We start from the raw sequence: 19,376 nt of genomic DNA on the forward strand, positions 1-19,376 counted from the left end.
GGGAGGGACCGCCATCCGCGCCGACGAGACGAGTGGAGCCGAACGATGACAGTCGAGTCCGAGGAGCGCCCGTGGGGCTCCTGGCACGTCATCGAGGTGGCCGACGGCTACAAGATCAAGCGCATCCACGTGAACCCGGGTTCCCGGCTGTCGCTGCAGAGCCACGAGCACCGTTCGGAGCACTGGGTGGTGATCCAGGGCGAGGCCACCTGCGAGGTCGACGGTGCCATCTCGAAGGTGCTCCACGACCAGTCGATCAGCATCCCGCTCGGCGCCCGCCACCGGCTGGGCAATGAGTCCGACGTCGAGCTCGTGATCGTTGAGGTGCAGCTCGGCAGCTACACCGGTGAGGACGACATCTGCCGCTACGAAGACGATTACGGCCGTAGCGACTGAGGGGAACCGCGTCCGGACCCTGTCGGTCACGGGCAGCTCGGTGGCCAGGGCGTCGCGAGCGGTGGTCCCCGGCGCCAGGCCGGGGCGTCCCAGGGTGGCGGCGACCGGGGTGGCCCGCGGCAAGGTCTCGGTGCGGTGGTCGGTGAGCGCCGCCGGGGGCCGGATCACCGCCTACCAGGTCAGGGCCGGCAAGAAGGTGGTCCGGGTCCCCGCTGGAAGGGGCCAGGCCGTCCTGGCGGGCCTGGGCAGGAAGAAGGTCCGCGTCGGGGTGCGGGCACTCAACCCGCTGGGATGGAGTCCCGAGGGCTACTCGGCGATGGTCACGCGAAGAAGCCCCCGAAGGGTCGCCGCTGAGGCAGGTCAGCTGCTGCTGTTGATCATCCCCGCGCCCACGGTCACACCGGTGGCCTCGTCGATGAGGATGAACGAGCCCGTGGTGCGGTTCTTCGCGTAGGGGTCGCACAGCAGCGGCACCGTGGTGCGCAGCTGCACCCGGCCGATCTCGTTGAGGCCCAGGTCCTTGGTCTCCTGGTCGCGGTGCAGGGAGTTGATGTCCAGGCGGTACTGGATGTCCTTGATCAGCGCGCGACCGGTGCGGGTCGTGTGCTTGATCGCGAGCTTCTGGCCCTTGCGCAGGGGCTCGTTGGTCATCCAGCAGATCATCGCGTCGATGTCCTGGCTGGGCTTCGGCGCGTTCTTGACCCGGGCGATCATGTCGCCGCGGCTGACGTCGACGTCGTCCTCGAGCCGCACGGTGACCGACATCGGGGGGAACGCCTCGGCGATCTCCTTGTCGAACAGGTCGATCCCCGCGATCTTGCTCGTCATGCCGCTGGGCAGCACGACGACCTCGTCGCCCGGCTTCAGGACACCGCCGGCGACCATGCCGGCGTACCCGCGGTAGTCGTGGAACTGGTCGGACTTGGGGCGTACGACGTACTGCACCGGCAGCCGCGTGTCGACCAGGTCGCGGTCGGAGGCGACGTGGATGTTCTCGAGGTGGTGCATCAGCGAGGAGCCGTTGTACCAGGGCATGTTCTCGGAGCGGTTGACGACGTTGTCGCCGTTCAGCGCCGAGATCGGGATGACCTCGAGGTCGGGGATGTTCAGCTTGGTGGCGAAGGAGGTGAACTCCTTCTGGATGCGGTTGTAGACCTCCTGGTCGTAGCCGACCAGGTCCATCTTGTTGACCGCGAGCACCAGGTGCGGGACCCGGAGCAGGGACAGGATCACCGCGTGCCGGCGGGACTGCTCGGTGAGGCCCTGGCGGGCGTCGACCAGCACCAGGCCGAGGTCGGCGGTGGAGGCGCCGGTGACCATGTTGCGGGTGTACTGCACGTGCCCGGGGGTGTCGGCGATGATGAACTTGCGCTTCGGGGTCGCGAAGTAGCGGTAGGCGACATCGATGGTGATGCCCTGCTCGCGCTCGGAACGCAGGCCGTCGGTGAGCAGCGCCAGGTCGGTGTAGTCGTAGCCCTTGGAGGCGCTGGTGGCCTCGACGGCCTCCAGCTGGTCCTCGAAGATGGCCTTGGAGTCCAGCAGCAGCCGCCCGATCAGGGTGGACTTGCCGTCGTCGACGGAGCCTGCGGTGGCGAAGCGGAGCAGGTCCATCTCCCCGATCGCGGCTGAGGCGGGGGTGCTCATCAGAAGTAGCCTTCCTTCTTGCGGTCCTCCATGGCGGCCTCGGAGAACCGGTCGTCACCACGGGTGGCGCCGCGCTCGGTGACCCGGGCGATGGCGACCTCGTCGATGATCTTCTCGTAGGTGTCGGCCTCCGACTCCACGCAGCCGGTGAGGGTGAGGTCGCCGACCGTGCGGAAGCGCACGGTCTTCTCCTCCACCGTCTCGCCGGGCTTGGTCGGGTTGAAGTCGCTCTCGGAGAGCCACATGCCGTCCCGCTTGAAGACGCGACGCTGGTGGGAGAAGTAGATCGAGGGGATCTCGACCTCCTCCTGGGCCAGGTAGTGCCAGATGTCGAGCTCGGTCCAGTTCGAGAGCGGGAAGATCCGCATGTGCTCGCCGCCGTGGATGCGGCCGTTGTAGAGGCTCCACAGCTCGGGGCGCTGCATCTTGGGGTCCCACTGTCCGAAGTCGTCGCGGTGGGAGTAGACGCGCTCCTTGGCGCGGGCCTTCTCCTCGTCGCGTCGGCCGCCACCGAAGGCGGCGGTGAAACCGTGCTCCTCGATGGCGTGCAGCAGGGTGCCGATCTGGTGGCGGTTGCGGCTGGTCTTGCCGTCGTCGACGACGATGCCGTTCGCGAGCGCCTCCTCGACGCTGGCGACGATCAGCTTCAGGCCGAGGCGGTTGACCCAGCTGTCACGGGTCTCGAGGACCTCGGGGAAGTCGTAGCCGGTGTCGACCTGGAGCACCGGGAACGGGATCTTCGCCGGGTAGAACGCCTTCTCGGCCAGCCGGAGCATGACAATGGAGTCCTTGCCGCCGGAGAACATCAGCACGGGCTTCTCGAACTCGGCCGCGACTTCGCGGAAGATGTGGATCGACTCGGCTTCCAGCTGGTCGAGCTGGCTGAGCCGGTAGTCGGAATGGGTCTGCGTCATCGCTTTGGGTTGGCCTCTCATCTGAAGACAGCGGCGCCATCGTATCGACAGGTGAGCACTCCGGCCGCCCGGAGCCTCAGGCCGAGACGGGGTGGCGGCCGGGCCCTACTCGTGCATCGGCTTGGCAGGCACGCCTGCGACCGTCTGCCCGGGCGTGATGTCGCGGGTGACCACCGCCCTGGCACCGACGACGCGTCTGTGCCGAGAGTCACTCCCGGCTTGATCCGGGCGCCAGTGCCCACGAAGACCCTGGCGCCGATCGAGACGTTGCCTGCGACCGTGGCCGCGACCGCAGCCTGGGGCGTCAGCGTGGTGTGGTCACCCAGCCCTGACGGCCACGAGCCGCTGAGTCACCCCACCCATCTATGGCAGGGACCCGCTAGGGGGAGCCAAGAGAACTCGCCGGAATCGGGGAAGGAAGGGGTGGGGAACCAGAGGTCGGTTGTCGGGTGCCGCAGCGTTCGAGCGTCATACACTCCGCCGGATGAGAATCTCTGTGATCGGTTGCGGCTACCTCGGCGCGGTTCATGCGGCCTGCATGGCTCACCTTGGACATGAGGTCGTCGGGGTCGATGTCAATGCCGAGGCGATCGGCATGCTCGCCAGCGGTCGGTCCCCGTTCTTCGAGCCCGGGCTGCCCGAGCTGCTCGCATCAGCGCTCGACTCCGGGCGGCTGAAGTTCACCGAGGACATCGCCGACGCCCGGGGCGCGACGGTCCACTTCGTGTGTGTCGGAACCCCGCAGCGGGTGGGGGAGTACGCCGCAGACCTCACCTACGTCGATGCAGCCATCGAGTCGCTGCTCCCTCACCTCGAGGCCGGGGACCTGGTCGTCGGGAAGTCCACCGTGCCGGTGGGGACCGCGGAGCGACTGGCGCTCCGGGTCCACGAGGCCGCGCCCGGGGCCGACCTGATCTGGAACCCCGAGTTCCTCCGCGAGGGCAAGGCAGTCCAGGACACCCTGACACCGGACCGTCTCGTCTACGGGGTCCCCGACGGCGATGCGGGCGCCCGGGCCGTCGACGTGCTCGACGAGGTCTACGCGACCGCGATCGAGAACGGCACCCCCCGACTGGTCGGAGACCTCGCCACCGCCCAGTTGGTCAAGGTGGCCGCGAACTCGTTCCTGGCCACCAAGATCTCCTTCATCAACGCCATGGCCGAGCTGTGCGAGGCCTCGGGCGGAGACGTCACCTTCCTGGCGGACGCGATCGGGCTCGACGACCGGATCGGACGTCAGTTCCTCAACGCCGGCCTCGGGTTCGGTGGGGGCTGTCTGCCCAAGGATATCCGGGCGTTCATGGCCCGGGCCGGTGAGCTCGGCGCCGACCAGACCCTCACCTTCCTCAAGGAGGTGGACGCCATCAACATGCGACGTCGCGTGCGCATGGTGGACCTCGCGCGAGAGGAGTGCGGAGGGTCGATCGGCGGCCGCCGGATCGTGGTGCTCGGGGCAGCGTTCAAGCCCGACAGCGACGACGTACGCGACTCCCCGGCGCTGAGCGTGGCCGCCCAGATGTCGCTCCAGGGCGCCGACGTCGTGGTCTCCGACCCCAAGGCGATCGCCAACGCGCAGCGCAAGTGGCCCGACCTCGTCTTCGAGCAGGACGTGGACGTGGCGCTGCGTGGCGCCGAGCTGGTCCTGGTGCTCACCGAGTGGCCGGAGTTCGTGGACCTCGACCCCGAGCGGGTCGGCAAGCTGGTGCGCGACCGGCGGGTCCTGGACGGCCGCAACTGCCTGGACCCCGACCAGTGGCGCGCTGCCGGCTGGACCTACCGCGCTCTCGGCCGCCGCTAGTCGTTCAGTAGGCGCCGCGGGAGGTGAAGACGGCGCCGAAGGTGCGGGCGAGGATGGAGAGGTCTTGGAGCATGGACCAGTTGTCGACGTAGTAGAGGTCGAGGCGGATGGCTTCGGACCAGGAGAGCTCGGAGCGTCCGGAGACCTGCCACAGGCCGGTCATGCCGGGGCGCACTCGCAGGCGGCGGGCCATGTCGTCGTCGTACTGGGCGACTTCGTGGCGCAGCGGGGGTCGGGGTCCGACCAGGGACATGTCGCCGGTCAGGACGTTGATCAGCTGGGGGAGCTCGTCGAGGGAGAACCGGCGCAGCCATTTGCCCGGGGTGGTGATCCGGGGGTCGTGTTCCATCTTGAACAGTCCACCGGCGTAGCCCTGTTCTTGGTGGAGCTTGGCGAGGAGCTCTTCGGCGTTGGTGACCATGGTACGGAACTTCCAGCACTGGAACGCCGCGCCGTCGCGGCCCACGCGGGTCTGGCGGAACAGCACCGGGCCGTGGTCGTGGGCCCAGATCCGGTAGGCCGCGAACGCGAAGACCGGGGAGAACAGGGCGAGCAGGACCAAGGTGGCGGTGATGTCGAAGGTGCGCTTGGCGCGGCGGACCGCGGCCTGGGAGCGGGGCTTCTCCAGGTGGATCAACGGCAGGCCCCCGACCGGGCGCATGCTGATCCGCTCGGCCGAGACGTCGGTGACGCTGGGGGCCAGCACCACCGCGATGTCCTCGTGTTCGAGATCCCAGGCCAGGCGCCGCATCTGCGCGGAGGACCCGAACGCGCCACCGGCGAGGAAGACCACGTCGGCCTCGGCCTCGACCGCGACCTGCGCGATCGAGCGTGAGGTCCCCAGCAGCGGGATCCCCGAGTGGGTGCAGGCCCGCTCGCCGGGCTCGGGGGTCAGGGCGCCGATGACCTGGTAGCCCAGCCACTTCTCCCGGGCCAGGACCGCGGCGATCTCATCGACATGGCCCTCGGCGCCGGCGATCACCACCCGGTGCTGCAACGACCCCAGCACCCGGGCACGCTGCACGCTGCGGCGCAGCAGCAACCGGCCCGCCACCAGGACCGGGACCCCCAGGGCGAAGGCGAGCACGAAGAACCCGCGCGAGAGCTGGAACTGGACCAGGAAGCAGCCGATCCCGACCAGGGCCGCGGTGATCAGCGAGGCGTTGACCACCGCCTTGTACTCATCAAGACCCGCACCGAAGAACTGCGGGCGGTACCCGCCCAGGGCGAAGATCGCACCGACCCAGCCCACGATCATCAACGGACCCACCACCGCGAGGTCCTGGCCCATCACGACCTCATCGACCACGCTGGAGAACCGCAACGCCCCCCGGCCCACGATCGCGGCCAGCACACACAACGTGATCAGGACCAGGTCCATCCCGAACGCCAGCACCGGGATGTAGCGCAGCCCACCACGGACCCGCGACGCGACCCGCGTCGACTCAACGACAGAAGTAGTACTCATGAAACCCCCCGATTTCGGTCGATATCCCTCAGCGGTCTATCGGGTGCCTACTTTAGGTACGAATAGGCCGATCGGGGGTTACGCGCTGTCTCGACAGGTGTCAGCGGTCTAGTCCGGAAGTCGCCACGCAGCGGAGTTGTTGTCGAAGGCCGGAAGGCCTCTCCGCTGCCGGAGATAGCCCCACGCCAGGGGCCCCAGGAGCAGCAGTCCGGCGCCGATGATCCCGACCCAGACCGGGGGCACGCCGAGCATCTTGAGCCCGGTCAGGGTGAGCACGATGACGATGCCGCGGCGGATCACCGACTGCGAGACCCAGGCGGCCATCCGGGCACCCAGGAAGGTGCCCGGCGTACCGCCGAGCACGAGCGGGATCAGCACCGACCAGGTCACCCCTTCCACGAACACGTGACCGATCGCGGCCGCCAGCACCAGCGGCACCGCCTGGACCAGGTCGGTCCCGACGAGCTTGACGGCCGACAGGGTCGGGTAGATCAGCAGCAGCGCCACCATGATCAGCGAGCCCGAGCCGACCGAGGTGATCCCGACGAGGAGGCCGCCGACGGCGCCGACCAGCACGGTCGGGACCACACGGACGTGCGGGTCGTCCTCGCTGATCACGTTGCCGGAGGTGACGTGCCGCAGCTGGAGGTACATCCGCAGCGCGTAGGTCAGTGCGGTGAACAACAGGGCGTAGCCGATGGCGGTGAGCAGGAACTCCTGCTGCTCCTCGGCGGCCCCCACGCTCTTGACGATGAAGCCGCCCGCGAGCGCGAACGGGATCGAGCCGGCCATCAGCAGGCCGGCCAGCCGCAGGTTGGGGGAGCCCCGCCGCCAGTGGACGCCCGCGCCCACCGACTTGTTGATGCTGGCGGCGACCAGGTCGTTGGCCACCGCTGCGGTGGGGTTGACCCCCAGGAAGATCAGCGCCGGCGTCATCAGGGCGCCGCCGCCCATGCCGGTCAGGCCGACCACGATGCCAACGCCGAAGCTGACGACCAGGACCGAGAGGGCGGAGAGGGTGAGCAGGTCGCTCACAGGGCCGCCTCTCGGGACTCGTCCTCGGAGACGTGGAAGGGCAGGTGGGGCATCAGGCCCGCGAGCGCGTCCTCGATGGTGCGCCCGGTGGTGTCGATGTGCACGGCTGCGTCCTCGGGGACCTCGTAGGGGCTGGAGATGCCCGTGAACTCGGGGATCTCCCCGGCCCTCGCCTTGGCGTAGAGGCCCTTGCGGTCACGCCGCTCGCACTCCTCCAGGGGGGTGGCCACGTGCACCAGCACGAACTCGCCGCCGGCGTCCTCGACCATCTGACGAACCTGCTTGCGGGTCTCGTCGTACGGCGCGATCGGGGAGCAGATCGCGATCCCGCGGTGCCGGGCGATCTCCGCCGCCACCCAGCCGATCCGCCGGATGTTGGTCTCACGGTCGGCCTTGGAGAAGGTGAGGCCCGCGCTGAGGTTCCGGCGTACGACGTCGCCGTCGAGGCTGGTGACCGTGCGCCGGCCGTCCTCGAGGACCAGGTCGCGCAGCGCCTGGGCGAGCGTGGACTTCCCGCTGCCGGAGAGGCCGGTGAAGAACACCACGAACCCGCGCTCGTCGGGGCCGGGCTGGTCCTGGTCGACGACGGCCGCGATCTCCTCGGGCCACTCGCCCTCGCCGGTGACCCCGAGCACGTCCGAGCTCGCGTAGTTCTCCACCACCCGGGCGCCGAGCCGGTGGTCGAGCTCCGGGTCGCCGTGGGCGGGGACGGGGACGACCACGACGTGCGCCGCGAGCCCACGTTCGTGCAGCAGGGTGGCGGCGGCCAGGGTGGCGCGCACCAGACCCACCGGGGAGACGCCCTGGGGCGTTCCGGTTCCGGCGAGGGCGAGCAGCACCACGTCGCGGTCCCGGGCGTTCGCCTCGACCAGCTCGAGGTCCTCGACCGTCAGCGGCGCAGCGACGGGAACGGTCAGCGACCCGGCGTACTGCTCCCGCGCCTGGGCGGGGGTCAGGTGCAGCCGGCGGAACGGGCCGTAGGAAGGGGTGTTCAGCGGGGTCAGCGCCGAGACGCTCGCTGACGCCTGCCCCTCGGCCACCGGGGGCCGGTAGCGGGCCAGCGGCAGCCCCTCGGGGTCGACCAGGTCGACCTCCGGGGCGTCCGCGAGCTCGGGTGGCAGCGCGAGGGTCACGCTGCCGGGAGCGCCGGTGGGGTCGAAGGTGGTCTGCGGTGCCAGGGCCCCGGAGACGAGGAGCTCGAGGTCGTCCAGCTCGCGTGGGCTCGGGCAGTACTGCGGTGCGGGCACCGCACGATCCTGCCAGACCGTGCCTGCGGATAGCGTCGCAGCATGGTCGCTCCCGTAGTCATCGCTGAGATCGTCCGTTCGGGGTTCGTGGAGGGGCAGCACCACGGGTCCTGGGTCGCGCTGGACCCCGACGGGTCCGTGCGGGCCTCGGCCGGCGAGGTCGCGGCCCCGATGCTGCCGCGGTCGTGCAACAAGCCGCTGCAGGCGCTGGCGATGGTCCGGGCCGGCCTCCCCCTCGAGGACGAGCTGCTCGCGCTGGCGTGCGCCTCGCACTCTGGGGAGGACTTCCACGTCGACGGCGTACGACGCATCCTGGCCTCCGCCGGCCTCGCCGAGGACGCCCTGCAGACCCCTGCGGACTACCCGCTCGACGACGAGGCCCGCGAGCAGCTGATCCGCTCCGGCGGCGTCAAGGAGCCGGTGCTGATGAACTGCTCCGGCAAGCACGCGGCGATGCTCGCCACCTGTGTGGTCAACGGCTGGCCGACCGGGAGCTACCTCGACCCCGAGCACCCGCTCCAGCAGCAGATCCTCGCCACCTTCCAGGAGATGACCGGGGAGCCGGCCCAGGTCGCCGTGGACGGGTGCGGTGCGCCGCTGCTCTCCACCTCGCTGACCGGCCTGGCGCGGGCGTTCTCGCGGCTCGCGACCGGGGCCTCGCCGGAGGCGACGCGGATCGCGGAGGCCATCCGGGCGCACCCGGAGTACGTCTCCGGGACCCGTCGCGACGAGCTCACCCTGCTGCGCGCGATCCCCGGTGCGATCGGCAAGGCGGGTGCCGAGTCCTGCTACGTGGTGGCGCTGCGGGACGGTCGCGCGTTCGCCACGAAGACCTCCGACGGGGCGGCTCGCGTCCGCCCGGTGGTGATGGCCTCGCTGCTCGACCAGGCCGGTGTCACCGAGGAGCCCGGCGTCGACGGGGAGGCCGTTCGGCGTACCGGGGAGTCGGTGCTGCTCGGTGGTGGCCGGCCGGTCGGTGAGGTCCGGCCGGTGGTCCGGATCTGAACCGGATCAGTTGTCGGACCCGCTGTGGTCTAGACGTTTGCTGTCTGGCGGCTAGCACCGCTCAACAGCGTCTTTCATCGTGAGACCAGGGGTTTTTCTGTCCACGGATGCCGTTCGTGGGTTGCTTTTGCTAGCAAGAGTTAGCACTATGTGGGGCATGGCAAAGATCCAGGTCGGCAAGACCGTCTCGTCGCTCGGGGAGTACCTCCACGAGCAACGAGTCGCTGCCGAGCTCTCGCTGAGGCAGCTGGCGGAGCAGACGGGTGTGTCCAACCCGTACCTGAGCCAGATCGAACGTGGTCTGCGCAAGCCATCCGCCGAAGTGCTGCAGCAGCTGGCCAAGGCACTCCGGATCTCTGCCGAGCAGCTCTACGTGCAGGCCGGGATCTTGAACCCCGACGACGGACAGGTTCGCTCGGTAGAGCTCGCCATTCTCGGGGATCCGATGCTCAGTGAGCGGCAGAAGCAGTCCCTGCTGGACGTCTACCAGTCCTTCAGGGCGGTCGCGCAGCACGCCCAACCCACAGATGTGCTCGAGTCCCTACCGGTCGACGAAGTCATCGGTCTCGAGACTGACAAGCAAGGAGAATGACATGGCCAAGACCCAGTTGAAGCCGCTGTACGCCGTTGCCGGCGCCACCGAGGTTGCCTACGAGTTCGCTCGTGGCTACACCACCGAGGCGCTGAACGACGTGCAGACCCGCGTCAGCAAGATCGAGCGTGAGCCCAAGGCCCTGCAGAACCAGGCCCTGGCTGCGGTGAACGCCCGCGTCACGGAGATCCAGAAGGACGCCAAGGACGCGCAGGCGAAGTTCGAGGCCCGCGTCGCCGAGCTCCAGAAGGACGCGCTCGCGCTGCCGAAGAAGGTGCAGAACGAGATCGACGACACCGTCACCGAGCTCGCCCGCACCTACGCCGACCTCGTCGACCGCGGCGAGAAGATCGTCGCCGCCATCCGCAAGGACGGCGTCAAGGCCGTGACCGCGGTGCGCACGTCCCCGAACAAGTCCTCGGTCGTACGCCGCGAGCGGGCCAAGGTCGCTGCTGACAAGCCCAAGAACAGCAGCCGTCCGGTCAAGAAGTCGGCCACCAAGAAGGCGGTCGCCAAGAAGACCCCGGCCAAGACCACCGCCAAGAAGGCCACGGCCACCAAGAAGGCCGCGACCAAGGGCGCGCAGTCCACGGCCAAGTCGGCCCAGACGACTGCCAAGAAGGCCACCAAGACGGCGTCGAACACGGCCGCCGCGGCCACGTCCTGACCCAGACACTCGGCGTCGACGGGCGCTGAGGAGCTCGTCCTCTGGTGATCCCTCCCTTCCCCAGAGACGAGCCGGCGGGCCCCTGGATCTGATCCGGGGGCCCGTTGCTCTGTCCGTAGCCGGAACTCGTGGGGTTGTGTCTGGGGCGTATCAGCCAGTTGCCCGATATCCTCGTGACGTGTCCCAACTGTTCGAGCTCCAGTACCTGATCACGAGCCTGGCCTTCCTCGCGCTGATCGCGGTGAAGATCTGGGCGCTGGTCGACGCCCTGATGCGCCCGGCGGAGGCGTACGTCGCCACCGGGAAGCTCACCAAGCAGGCCTGGACGCTGATCCTGGGACTGACGGTGGTCAGCTCGCTGCTGTGGCGCTCCCCACTCGGACTGTTCTCGATCATCGGAACCGTCGCTGCGTTCGTCTACATCCTCGACGTGAAGCCTGCACTCGCGTCGATCACCCGCCGCCGCTGAGGCCCGACCCCGGTTCGGTCCGCTGGGATCGGGGTAAGGGACGGGGACATATCTTCCCCATCAGCTAGGAGCAGTGAATGCAGGCAGTGACTTGGCACGGCCGCCGCGACATCCGCGTCGAGGAAGTCCCGGACCCCCGGATCGAGGCCCCGTCCGACGCGATCGTCCGGATCACCTCGAGCGGGCTGTGCGGCTCGGACCTCCACCTCTACGAGACGCTCGGGCCCTTCATGGGCGAGGGCGACATCCTCGGCCACGAGCCGATGGGCATCGTCGAGGAGGTGGGCCCCGAGGCCGGCGACCTCAAGGTCGGGGACCGGGTCGTGATGCCTTTCCAGATCTGCTGCGGGCACTGCTGGATGTGCAACCAGGGGCTGTACACGCAGTGCGAGACCACGCAGGTCCGCGACCAGGGCATGGGTGCCGCGTTGTTCGGGTTCAGCAAGCTCTACGGGGAGGTCCCCGGGGCCCAGGCTGAGTTCCTGCGGGTGCCGCAGGCGCAGTTCATGCCGATCAAGGTGCCCGAGGGACCTGTCGACGAGCGGTTCCTCTACCTCTCCGACGTGCTCCCCACCGCCTGGCAGTCGGTCGTCTACGCCGATGTCCCCGAGGGCGGCACCCTGCTCGTGCTCGGGCTGGGGCCGATCGGTGACATGGCCACCCGGATCGCCCTGTTCCAGGGCAAGCGCGTGATCGCCGTCGACCGCGTTCCGGAGCGGATGGCCCGGGCCGCGGCGCGAGGCGCCGAGGTGATCAACCTCGACGAGGTCGACGACATCGGCGAGGAGGTCCGTTCTCGGACCCAGGGCCGTGGCGCGGACGCCGTCGTCGATGCGGTCGGCATGGAGGCCCACGGGTCGCCTGTCGCGGAGATCGGCCAGCGCCTGTTCAGCGCGATGCCCAAGCGACTGAGCGCCAAGATCATGAACGTGGCCGGGCTCGACCGGATGTCGGCGATCTACACCGCCATCGACGCCGTACGCCGCGGCGGGACAGTGTCCCTGATCGGGGTGTACGGCGGGCAGAGCGACCCGATGCCGCTGATGACGATGTTCGACAAGCAGCTGCAGTTCCGGATGGGCCAGGCGAACATCAAGCGCTGGGTCGACGACATCATGCCGCTGCTGGTCGACGACGCGGACCCGCTCGGCACCGAGACCTTCGCGACGCACCAGCTTCCGCTGGCGCAGGCCCCCGAGGCCTACGAGAACTTCCAGAAGAAGTCCGACGACACCGTGAAGGTCGTCTTCAAGCCCGGCACCAAGGCCTGAAGCTCGACCCGGCCGTCCGACGTACCGCCCCCTTCACCAGAGACGGGGGGTGCGCCGGACGTCGCCGGGGTGAACAGGCGTGGGGCAGACTGCGAGCATGCCCATCGACCCAGAGATCGCCGGCCTGCTCAGCATCGTCGAGGCAGGCGTGCCCATGTCCCAGCTCTCCCCGGACGAGGCCCGGGAGTCGTTCCGCCGACTGGCCGTCGACTTCCGCAGGCCCGAGGACGTCGTCCCGATCCGTGCCACCGAGGACCTCATCGTGCGCGGCGCGCAGGGGCCGCTCGGGGCGCGGCTCTACCGCCCGGAGGGGCCGGGGCCGTTCCCCCTCGTCGCGCTGTTCCACGGCGGCGGGTTCGTCATCGGTGACCTCGAGACCCACGACAACCTGGCCCGCGCGATCTGCCGCGGTGCCGAGGCGATCGTGGTCTCGGTGGACTACCGCCTCGCGCCGGAGCACGCGTTCCCGGCTGCCGTCGACGACGCGATCGCGGCCACCCGCGACCTGATGGGGCGGGTCGGGGAGCTCGGCGGCGACGGCAGGGTCGCGGTGGCCGGGGACAGCGCCGGCGGCAACCTGTCCGCCGTGGTCACCCAGCACGTGCCGGGGCTGGCAGCGCAGTTCCTGATCTACCCGGCGGTCGACGGAGCGGGGGAGTACCCCTCGCGCACCGAGAACGCGACTGGCTACTTCCTCGACCTCGACACGATGGTCTGGTTCATGAAGCAGTACGCGCCCGACGACGCCGACGTCCGGTTCTCGCCGATCCGCGCCGACTCCTTCGCCGGGCTCCCGCCCGCCGTGGTCGTCACGGCCGAGTACGACCCGCTCCGCGACGAGGGCGAGGCCTACGCCGCCAAGCTCGAGGCCGCCGGCGTCCCCGTGGTCGTGCGCCGCTACGACGGCCTCATCCACGGCTTCACCGAGATGGGCGCGTTCTGCGCCGCGGCGAGGACCGCCCTCTCCGACTCCATCGACCTGTTCGCGCAATTGCTGGCAAAAGTACCTGTGGACGACGCCTGAGCGTCCCCTCCCGCCGGGGCATGCTGCTGGCTCGTGGAGATCGACGAGCTGCTGCTGCGCCTGGGAGGCGTGGCCTCGTGGCGCCAGCTCGTCGCGGAGTCCTCCCCGTCCCGGCTGAGAACGGCAGTCGCGAACGGTGACGTCGTCCGCATCGGACGTGGCATCTACGGCCTCCCCGGCCTCGAGGAGGCGACGCGGGCGGCCCGCCGGCTGAACGGGGTGCTGTCGCTGACGAGTGCCGCGCTCCACCACGGCTGGGCGGTGAAGGCTCCGCCTGCGCGCCCGCACGTCACCGTCCCGCGCAACCGCAAGGTCTCGGTGCCACGACGTCGTGGCGTGCTCCTGCACTACGGGGAGGTGGCCGCCGACGGCATCGCGACCACGCCCGTCCAGACGGTCGTCGACTGTGCCCGGGCGCTGCCGTTCGACGAGGCGCTTTGTGTCGCCGACTCAGCACTGAGGTCGAGGCTGGTCGGACACGGCGAGCTGATCGCCGCCGCCGAGACGTCACCGCGGACAGGTCGCGCCGCCGCGGTGCGGGTCGCGGAGGCAGCCGACGGCCGAGCGGACAACCCGTTCGAATCGGTGGTCCGCGCGATCTCCAAGGAGTTCGCCGAGCTGGCACTCGTGCCGCAGGTCGTCGTCCCGGGCGTCGGCCGACCCGACCTCGTCGACGAGAGCCTGGGCCTGATCGTCGAGTGCGACTCGTTCGCCTTCCACGCAGCCCGTCCCCAGCTGGTGCGCGACGTGGAGCGCTACAACGCGTGCGCTGTCGAGGGGCGCTGGTTGCTCCGGTTCGCCTGGGAGCACGCGATGCTGCGCCAGGACTACGTCCGCGACACCTTCCGCACGTGGCTCGAGGCCAGGGCAGCATCACAAGGACGTGCAGTTCGGCCGGGACGCGGCCAACGGCCCGCCTGAGCGGTGCCGGATGACCCCGAACTGCCCGTCCTTGTGGCGCTCACCCCCCTTGCTAGGCCGGGAGGGGTGGGGAAGGAGGGCGTGGTCGACCTCGACTCCGACGACCCCCGCGTGCCGCAGGTGCGGCAGCTGGTGCAGCGGATCGACTTCGCGCAGCTCGCGGACGAGGCGCCGCAACCGGACCGGTTCAGCTACTCGTTCCGCTACCGGACGACCGAGGCCCAGGTCCCCGAGCAGGGCCTGACCCCCGGACCTCCAACAGCTGGCCCGGATCGTCCTCGACGAGTGAGGACGATCCGGCCCGGCGTCAGCCCCTGCGGGCGCGCGAGGCGGTTCGACCGCGCTCGCCGGCGTCGAGGACGACCTTGCGGATCCGCACGTTGTCGGGGGTGACCTCGACGCACTCGTCCTCGCGGCAGAACTCCAGGGACTGCTCCAGGGAGAGGTTCTTCGGCGGGATCAGCTTCTCGAAGTTGTCCGAGGAGGAGGCGCGGACGTTGGTCTGCTTCTTCTCCTTGGTGATGTTCACGTCCATGTCGTCGGCGCGGGAGTTCTCGCCGACGATCATGCCCTCGTAGACCTCCGTGGTGGGCTCGACGAACATCACGCCGCGCTCCTGGAGGTTCGTCATGGCGTACGCCGTGGCCGCACCGGCGCGGTCGGCGACGAGCGAACCGTTCGAGCGGGAGCGGATCTCCCCGGCCCACGGCTCGTAGCCCTCGAAGACCTGGTGGGCGATGCCGGTGCCGCGGGTCTCGGTGAGGAACTCGGTGCGGAACCCGATCAGCCCACGCGCGGGGACCAGGAACTCCATCCGCACCCAGCCGGTGCCGTGGTTGGTCATCTGCTCCATCCGGCCCTTGCGGACCGCCAGCAGCTGGGTGATCGCGCCGAGGTACTCCTCGGGGGCGTCGATGGTCAGGCGCTCCATCGGCTCGTGCAGCTTGCCGTTGATCTCGCGGGTGACCACCTGCGGCTTGCCGACGGTGAGCTCGAAGCCCTCGCGCCGCATCTGCTCCACGAGGATCGCCAGCGCCAGCTCGCCACGGCCCTGGACCTCCCAAGCGTCGGGACGCTCGGTGGGGAGCACACGCAGCGACACGTTGCCGACGAGCTCGGCGTCGAGTCGGTCCTTGACCAGGCGGGCGGTCACCTTGGTGTTCTTGGTGGGTCCGCGCCCGGCCAGCGGCGAGGTGTTCGTGCCGATCGTCATCGAGATCGCCGGCTCGTCGACCTTGATCAGGGGCAGAGCGACCGGGTTCTCCGCGTCGGCCAGGGTCTCGCCGATCATGATGTCGGGGATGCCGGCGATCGCGACGATGTCGCCGGGGCCGGCTTCCTCGCCGGGCTTGCGCTCGAGGCCCTCGGTGATGAGCAGCTCGGTGATCTTGACGTTCTTCACCGTGCCGTCGGTGCGCATCCACGCGACGGTCTGGTTCTTCTTCAGGGTGCCCTCGTGCACGCGCACCAGGGCGAGCCGGCCCAGGAACGGGCTGGCGTCGAGGTTGGTGACGTGGGCCTGCAGCGGCGCGCCCTCGGTGTAGACGGGGGCGGGGATCGTCTCGAGGATCGTCTTGAACAGCGGCTCGAGGTCCGGGGAGTCCGGGACGTCGCCGTTCTCGGGAGCGACCAGGGAGGCCTTGCCCGCGCGGGCGCTCGCGTAGACGACCGGGAAGTCGAGGGCGTCCTGGCTGTGCGAGTCGTCGAGCAGGTCCATGAAGAGCTCGTAGGTCTCGTCGACGACCTCGGCGATCCGCGCGTCACCACGGTCGGTCTTGTTCACCACGAGCACGACGGGCATGTCGGCGTTGAGCGCCTTGCGGAGCACGAACCGGGTCTGGGGGAGGGGGCCCTCGCTGGCGTCGACGAGCAGCACGATGCCGTCGACCATGGACAGTCCGCGCTCGACCTCGCCACCGAAGTCGGCGTGGCCGGGGGTGTCGATGATGTTGATCGTCATCGGCTTGCCGTCCGCGGAAGGGCCGGCGTAGTGGATCGCGGTGTTCTTCGCGAGGATGGTGATGCCCTTCTCGCGCTCGAGGTCACCGGAGTCCATCGCCCGCTCGTCGACGTGCTGGTGCTCACCGAAGGCACCGCCCTGCCAGAGCATCTTGTCGACGAGAGTGGTCTTGCCGTGGTCGACGTGCGCGACGATCGCGACGTTGCGGAGATCGATACGGGACTGCTGAGTCATCTGTGCCTTCAGCCGGTCGCGGCCCGCTACCGCCCGGAGGAGGCAGATCGCGGGCGCGCGGAGCGGCAGGATCGGGGATCTGGGATGTGTGCGTCGAGGACGCGACCCCTGAGTCTATCGTGGTCCGGGTGACTTTCCGGACCAGGCAGCAGGCGGCAGCCTCGGACGCACGAGGTGTTCGATGACGTTCCGGATCCTGTTCGTGTGCATCGGCAACATCTGCCGCTCCCCGCTGGGAGCGCGCCTGCTGGCCACGAAGCTGCCCGAGGGGGAGTTCGAGGTCACCAGTGCCGGCGTCGGCGCGATGGTCGGCTCCCCGATGGCGCCGGAGTCAGCGGCGCTGCTCGAGACGTACGGCGGCTCCGGGGCCGGTTTCGCAGCCCGTCAGCTGACCCCGGCGATCGTGCGCGAGAGCGACCTGGTGCTCGCCGCCACGACGGCGATCCGCTCGCGGATCCTCGAGGACAACCCGTCTGCCCTGCGGCGTACGTTCACCGTGCTGGAGTTCGCCGCGCTCCTCGACGCCGTACCCGTCCGCGAGGACCCGTCCGTGGTGGTGCGCACCGCAGCCGAGCAGCGGTCGCGGGCGGTGCTGGACGACTACGACATCCCCGATCCCTACGGGCGCGGCGACGAGGCCCACCTGGTCGCTGCCCGTGCCATGGCCGCGGCCGTGGACCGGATCGCCAAGGGCCTGGCCGGGTGAGGAGCCCGGCGCCGTGACGCCGCCGCGCTGGGTGGTGGTCGTGCTCACGGTGATCTTCCTCGCGGCCGCCGGGGTGGTGCTGTGGACCCTCGTCGCCTCACCTGAGCCGAGCACGCCCCCGGCTGCGAAACGTCCGGTGCCCACGGCGCGCGCGACCCAGCCGTCACCCCTGGGATCGCCCCAGCCGTCCGCCCAGTCGTCCGCCCAGTCATCCGCCCGGCCGTCGGCTCCGGCCCCGTCGGTCCCGCCCTCGGCCGCGCCGGCCACCGCGCCCCCGGCGCCACTGCGATCGGTCACGATCGCGCTGGACCCGGGCCACCAGCTCGGCAACGCCGCCCACCCCGCCGAGACGAACGCGCTCGTGCCGGCCGGAGGCTCCTCGAAGCCGTGCAACACGACCGGGACCGCGACCGACGCCGGCGTGGCCGAGGCGACGGTCAACTTCCACCTCGCCCAGGCCGTCGCGCAGCGGCTGCGAGCACTCGGCGCTGTGGTGAAGATGACACGCACCGCCGACTCCCGGCACCAGTGGGGTCCGTGCATCGACGAGCGCGGCAGCTTCGGCCAGCGGGTCGGCGCGCAGCTGATGGTCTCGCTGCACGCCGACGGTGCCGGCCCCTCTGATCAGGGCTTTCACGTGATCGCGCCGGTGGCGCGGGCGCCGTGGACCGATGACATCGCGGACCCGTCCCTGCGCCTGGCCACCGCTCTGCGCGACTCGCTGACGGCCTCCGGCGTACCCCGCTCCAACTACACAGCCGGCGGCTCCGGGTTGAATCTGCGCAGCGATCTGGGCACTCTGAACCTGTCCGACGTCCCGGTCGCGATGATCGAGATCGGCAACATGCGCAACTCGGGGGATGCGCAGCGGATGACCTCCAGCAGCGGGCAGGCGACTCACGCCACCGCGATCGTGCGGGGCGTCCGGGCCTACCTCGGAAAGTGAACCTTGACTTGACCACGCACGTCAGGGGCTCCTCGAGCTCCCGAACGACCTCGCGCCCGGGGATCAGGGCCCCGCTTGGCCTCGCCCTCGCCCTGATTCTCTTCGTGCTCGCCGGCTGCAACAGCGCCGACATCGCCTCGGAGAAGGACGCGAAGCCGAAGGTCTCGCCCGAGCGGGAGCTGGCTCCGGGGACCTGCTGGGACGATCAGCAGCTGCTCGGCGTGCTCGGTGACAAGGAGTTCGGCGACTGGGTGGAGAAGTACGCCCGAGGCGAGTCGGCGCTGGCGGACTCGATGCGCGACGACGCCGCGTTCACCCAGCAGATCGACTGTGCGAAGCCGCACTCCCTGGAGCTGTACAACGTGGTTGAGCTGGCGCCGGAGACGGCGGCCCGGGTCGAGGAGTACGCCGACCTGCTCGACCAGGGGTCGCCGCTGTTCCAGCAGGTCAGCGACCAGGTCAACGAGCGCTGTCTGGCGGGCTCGCCGTACGCCGTGCCTGCGGGCGTCGCCGGCGGGCTCTCGGTGCAGCTGAGCCCCTTCCTGAACACCGAGGGCGGAGTGCACGTCGCCTGGGACCCCTTCCCCGCCGACCTGTGGGAGCGGGGCCAGCGCAAGTTCGTGTGCACGTTGGAGCAGGAGCAGCCGGGCGCGCTGCGGTTCGCCGACCTCACCACCGCCAAGGTCCCGCTCGCGGCGCGGGTCTGCCTGAACACCCCGGGGACCTACGTGCCCTGCCGCGGCAAGCACCAGGCCGAGAACATCGCGGAGCTGGTGGTCAACGACGCGGTGGCCAAGGGGCAGCTGCGCGGCCGGCAGGCGGTCCGGCAGGGGCCGAAGGGTCGCTACGTCGCGCTCAGCGAGGCGAGCTTCGCCCGTCTGGACAAGGTGTGCCAGAACTTCCTGTCCCGGGTCTCCCGGGTCAAGGGCGGCGTCGAGGGGCGGGCCTACCTGGGATCGGCGGAGCAGTGGCCGACCAAGGAGGGCAAGTACGTCGCGAGCTGCTTCGCGCTGAAGCCGTTCGAGCCGCCGCCGCCGATCACCGGGACGGTGTTCAACCGGGGGTAGCGGGGTGGGGCC

19 protein-coding genes are annotated in these 19,376 nt (G+C 69.9%); 13 read left to right on the forward strand and 6 right to left on the reverse strand.

Going from position 1 to position 19,376, the window contains the following annotated elements; translation table 11 throughout:
• Nucleotides 1-45 precede the first annotated feature (45 nt).
• Both AC4BGB_RS14640 and AC4BGB_RS14645 read left to right on the forward strand, forming a co-directional pair.
• Nucleotides 46-396 (forward strand): phosphomannose isomerase type II C-terminal cupin domain, encoded by a 351-nt coding sequence (locus tag AC4BGB_RS14640; RefSeq protein WP_490547611.1) that lies wholly within the window; start codon nucleotides 46-48, stop codon nucleotides 394-396.
• Nucleotides 397-490: 94 nt separating this feature from the next.
• Nucleotides 491-850, forward strand: a complete 360-nt coding sequence (locus AC4BGB_RS14645) for a hypothetical protein (protein WP_490547612.1) — start codon at nucleotides 491-493, stop codon at nucleotides 848-850.
• Here AC4BGB_RS14645 and AC4BGB_RS14650 read toward each other — a convergent pair.
• The gene (locus AC4BGB_RS14650; RefSeq protein WP_490547613.1) at nucleotides 757-2,040 is read right to left on the reverse strand and encodes a sulfate adenylyltransferase subunit 1; all 1,284 of its coding nucleotides are present in this window, start codon (nucleotides 2,038-2,040) and stop codon (nucleotides 757-759) included. The two genes, AC4BGB_RS14645 and AC4BGB_RS14650, sit on opposite strands and share 94 nt — an antisense overlap.
• Complete coding sequence (cysD, locus tag AC4BGB_RS14655; protein WP_490547614.1) at nucleotides 2,040-2,954, reverse strand: sulfate adenylyltransferase subunit CysD; 915 nt, start codon at nucleotides 2,952-2,954, stop codon at nucleotides 2,040-2,042. The genes AC4BGB_RS14650 and cysD overlap by 1 nt, the downstream gene beginning before the upstream one ends.
• 484 nt (nucleotides 2,955-3,438) lie before the next feature.
• Between cysD and AC4BGB_RS14660 the strand changes: the two genes are divergently transcribed.
• Nucleotides 3,439-4,752 carry a UDP-glucose dehydrogenase family protein gene (locus AC4BGB_RS14660; RefSeq protein ID WP_490547615.1) on the forward strand — a complete coding sequence of 438 codons (1,314 nt, stop codon included), beginning with the start codon at nucleotides 3,439-3,441 and terminating at the stop codon, nucleotides 4,750-4,752.
• A gap of 4 nt (nucleotides 4,753-4,756) precedes the next feature.
• On the opposite strand, the gene AC4BGB_RS14665 is transcribed toward AC4BGB_RS14660, so the two are convergent.
• The 3 genes from AC4BGB_RS14665 to cysC form a co-directional block, all read right to left on the reverse strand.
• On the reverse strand, nucleotides 4,757-6,220 hold the full coding sequence (locus AC4BGB_RS14665) for a sugar transferase (RefSeq protein ID WP_490547616.1): 1,464 nt from the start codon (nucleotides 6,218-6,220) through the stop codon (nucleotides 4,757-4,759).
• A gap of 108 nt (nucleotides 6,221-6,328) precedes the next feature.
• On the reverse strand, nucleotides 6,329-7,255 hold the full coding sequence (locus AC4BGB_RS14670) for a sulfite exporter TauE/SafE family protein (protein WP_490547617.1): 927 nt from the start codon (nucleotides 7,253-7,255) through the stop codon (nucleotides 6,329-6,331).
• Nucleotides 7,252-8,502, reverse strand: coding sequence for an adenylyl-sulfate kinase (gene cysC, locus AC4BGB_RS14675; protein ID WP_490547618.1), 1,251 nt, complete (start codon nucleotides 8,500-8,502; stop codon nucleotides 7,252-7,254). Before cysC ends, AC4BGB_RS14670 begins: the two co-directional genes overlap by 4 nt.
• A gap of 42 nt (nucleotides 8,503-8,544) precedes the next feature.
• Here cysC and AC4BGB_RS14680 point away from each other — a divergent pair, with 42 nt between their 5' ends.
• From AC4BGB_RS14680 to AC4BGB_RS14710, 7 genes are all read left to right on the forward strand, one after another.
• Nucleotides 8,545-9,507, forward strand: coding sequence for an asparaginase (locus tag AC4BGB_RS14680; protein ID WP_490547619.1), 963 nt, complete (start codon nucleotides 8,545-8,547; stop codon nucleotides 9,505-9,507).
• 157 nt (nucleotides 9,508-9,664) lie between these two features.
• Complete coding sequence (locus AC4BGB_RS14685) at nucleotides 9,665-10,099, forward strand: helix-turn-helix domain-containing protein (protein ID WP_490547620.1); 435 nt, start codon at nucleotides 9,665-9,667, stop codon at nucleotides 10,097-10,099.
• A gap of 1 nt (nucleotide 10,100) precedes the next feature.
• The gene (locus tag AC4BGB_RS14690) at nucleotides 10,101-10,766 is read left to right on the forward strand and encodes a hypothetical protein (protein ID WP_490547621.1); all 666 of its coding nucleotides are present in this window, start codon (nucleotides 10,101-10,103) and stop codon (nucleotides 10,764-10,766) included.
• Nucleotides 10,767-10,944: 178 nt separating this feature from the next.
• Nucleotides 10,945-11,235 carry a DUF2516 family protein gene (locus AC4BGB_RS14695; RefSeq protein WP_490547622.1) on the forward strand — a complete coding sequence of 97 codons (291 nt, stop codon included), beginning with the start codon at nucleotides 10,945-10,947 and terminating at the stop codon, nucleotides 11,233-11,235.
• A gap of 77 nt (nucleotides 11,236-11,312) precedes the next feature.
• Nucleotides 11,313-12,506, forward strand: coding sequence for an alcohol dehydrogenase catalytic domain-containing protein (locus AC4BGB_RS14700; RefSeq protein ID WP_490547623.1), 1,194 nt, complete (start codon nucleotides 11,313-11,315; stop codon nucleotides 12,504-12,506).
• Between the two features lie 97 nt (nucleotides 12,507-12,603).
• Nucleotides 12,604-13,530: an alpha/beta hydrolase gene (locus AC4BGB_RS14705; protein ID WP_490547624.1), complete on the forward strand. Its 927-nt coding sequence runs from the start codon at nucleotides 12,604-12,606 to the stop codon at nucleotides 13,528-13,530.
• A 33-nt stretch (nucleotides 13,531-13,563) separates the two neighbouring features.
• Nucleotides 13,564-14,451 (forward strand): type IV toxin-antitoxin system AbiEi family antitoxin domain-containing protein, encoded by an 888-nt coding sequence (locus tag AC4BGB_RS14710; protein WP_490547625.1) that lies wholly within the window; start codon nucleotides 13,564-13,566, stop codon nucleotides 14,449-14,451.
• Nucleotides 14,452-14,758: 307 nt separating this feature from the next.
• Here the strand turns inward: AC4BGB_RS14710 and typA are convergent, their stop codons facing one another.
• Nucleotides 14,759-16,645 (reverse strand): translational GTPase TypA, encoded by a 1,887-nt coding sequence (gene typA, locus AC4BGB_RS14715; RefSeq protein ID WP_490547626.1) that lies wholly within the window; start codon nucleotides 16,643-16,645, stop codon nucleotides 14,759-14,761.
• Nucleotides 16,646-16,826: 181 nt separating this feature from the next.
• Between typA and AC4BGB_RS14720 the strand changes: the two genes are divergently transcribed.
• The 3 genes from AC4BGB_RS14720 to AC4BGB_RS14730 are packed head-to-tail and all read left to right on the forward strand — an operon-like array spanning nucleotide 16,827 to nucleotide 19,364.
• Nucleotides 16,827-17,351 carry an arsenate reductase/protein-tyrosine-phosphatase family protein gene (locus AC4BGB_RS14720; protein ID WP_490547627.1) on the forward strand — a complete coding sequence of 175 codons (525 nt, stop codon included), beginning with the start codon at nucleotides 16,827-16,829 and terminating at the stop codon, nucleotides 17,349-17,351.
• Nucleotides 17,352-17,364: 13 nt separating this feature from the next.
• The gene (locus tag AC4BGB_RS14725) at nucleotides 17,365-18,297 is read left to right on the forward strand and encodes an N-acetylmuramoyl-L-alanine amidase (RefSeq protein WP_490547628.1); all 933 of its coding nucleotides are present in this window, start codon (nucleotides 17,365-17,367) and stop codon (nucleotides 18,295-18,297) included.
• The gene (locus AC4BGB_RS14730; protein WP_490547629.1) at nucleotides 18,294-19,364 is read left to right on the forward strand and encodes a hypothetical protein; all 1,071 of its coding nucleotides are present in this window, start codon (nucleotides 18,294-18,296) and stop codon (nucleotides 19,362-19,364) included. Before AC4BGB_RS14725 ends, AC4BGB_RS14730 begins: the two co-directional genes overlap by 4 nt.
• Nucleotides 19,365-19,376: the final 12 nt, after the last annotated feature.

Source organism: Nocardioides sp. Z30_9, from assembly GCF_058215735.1.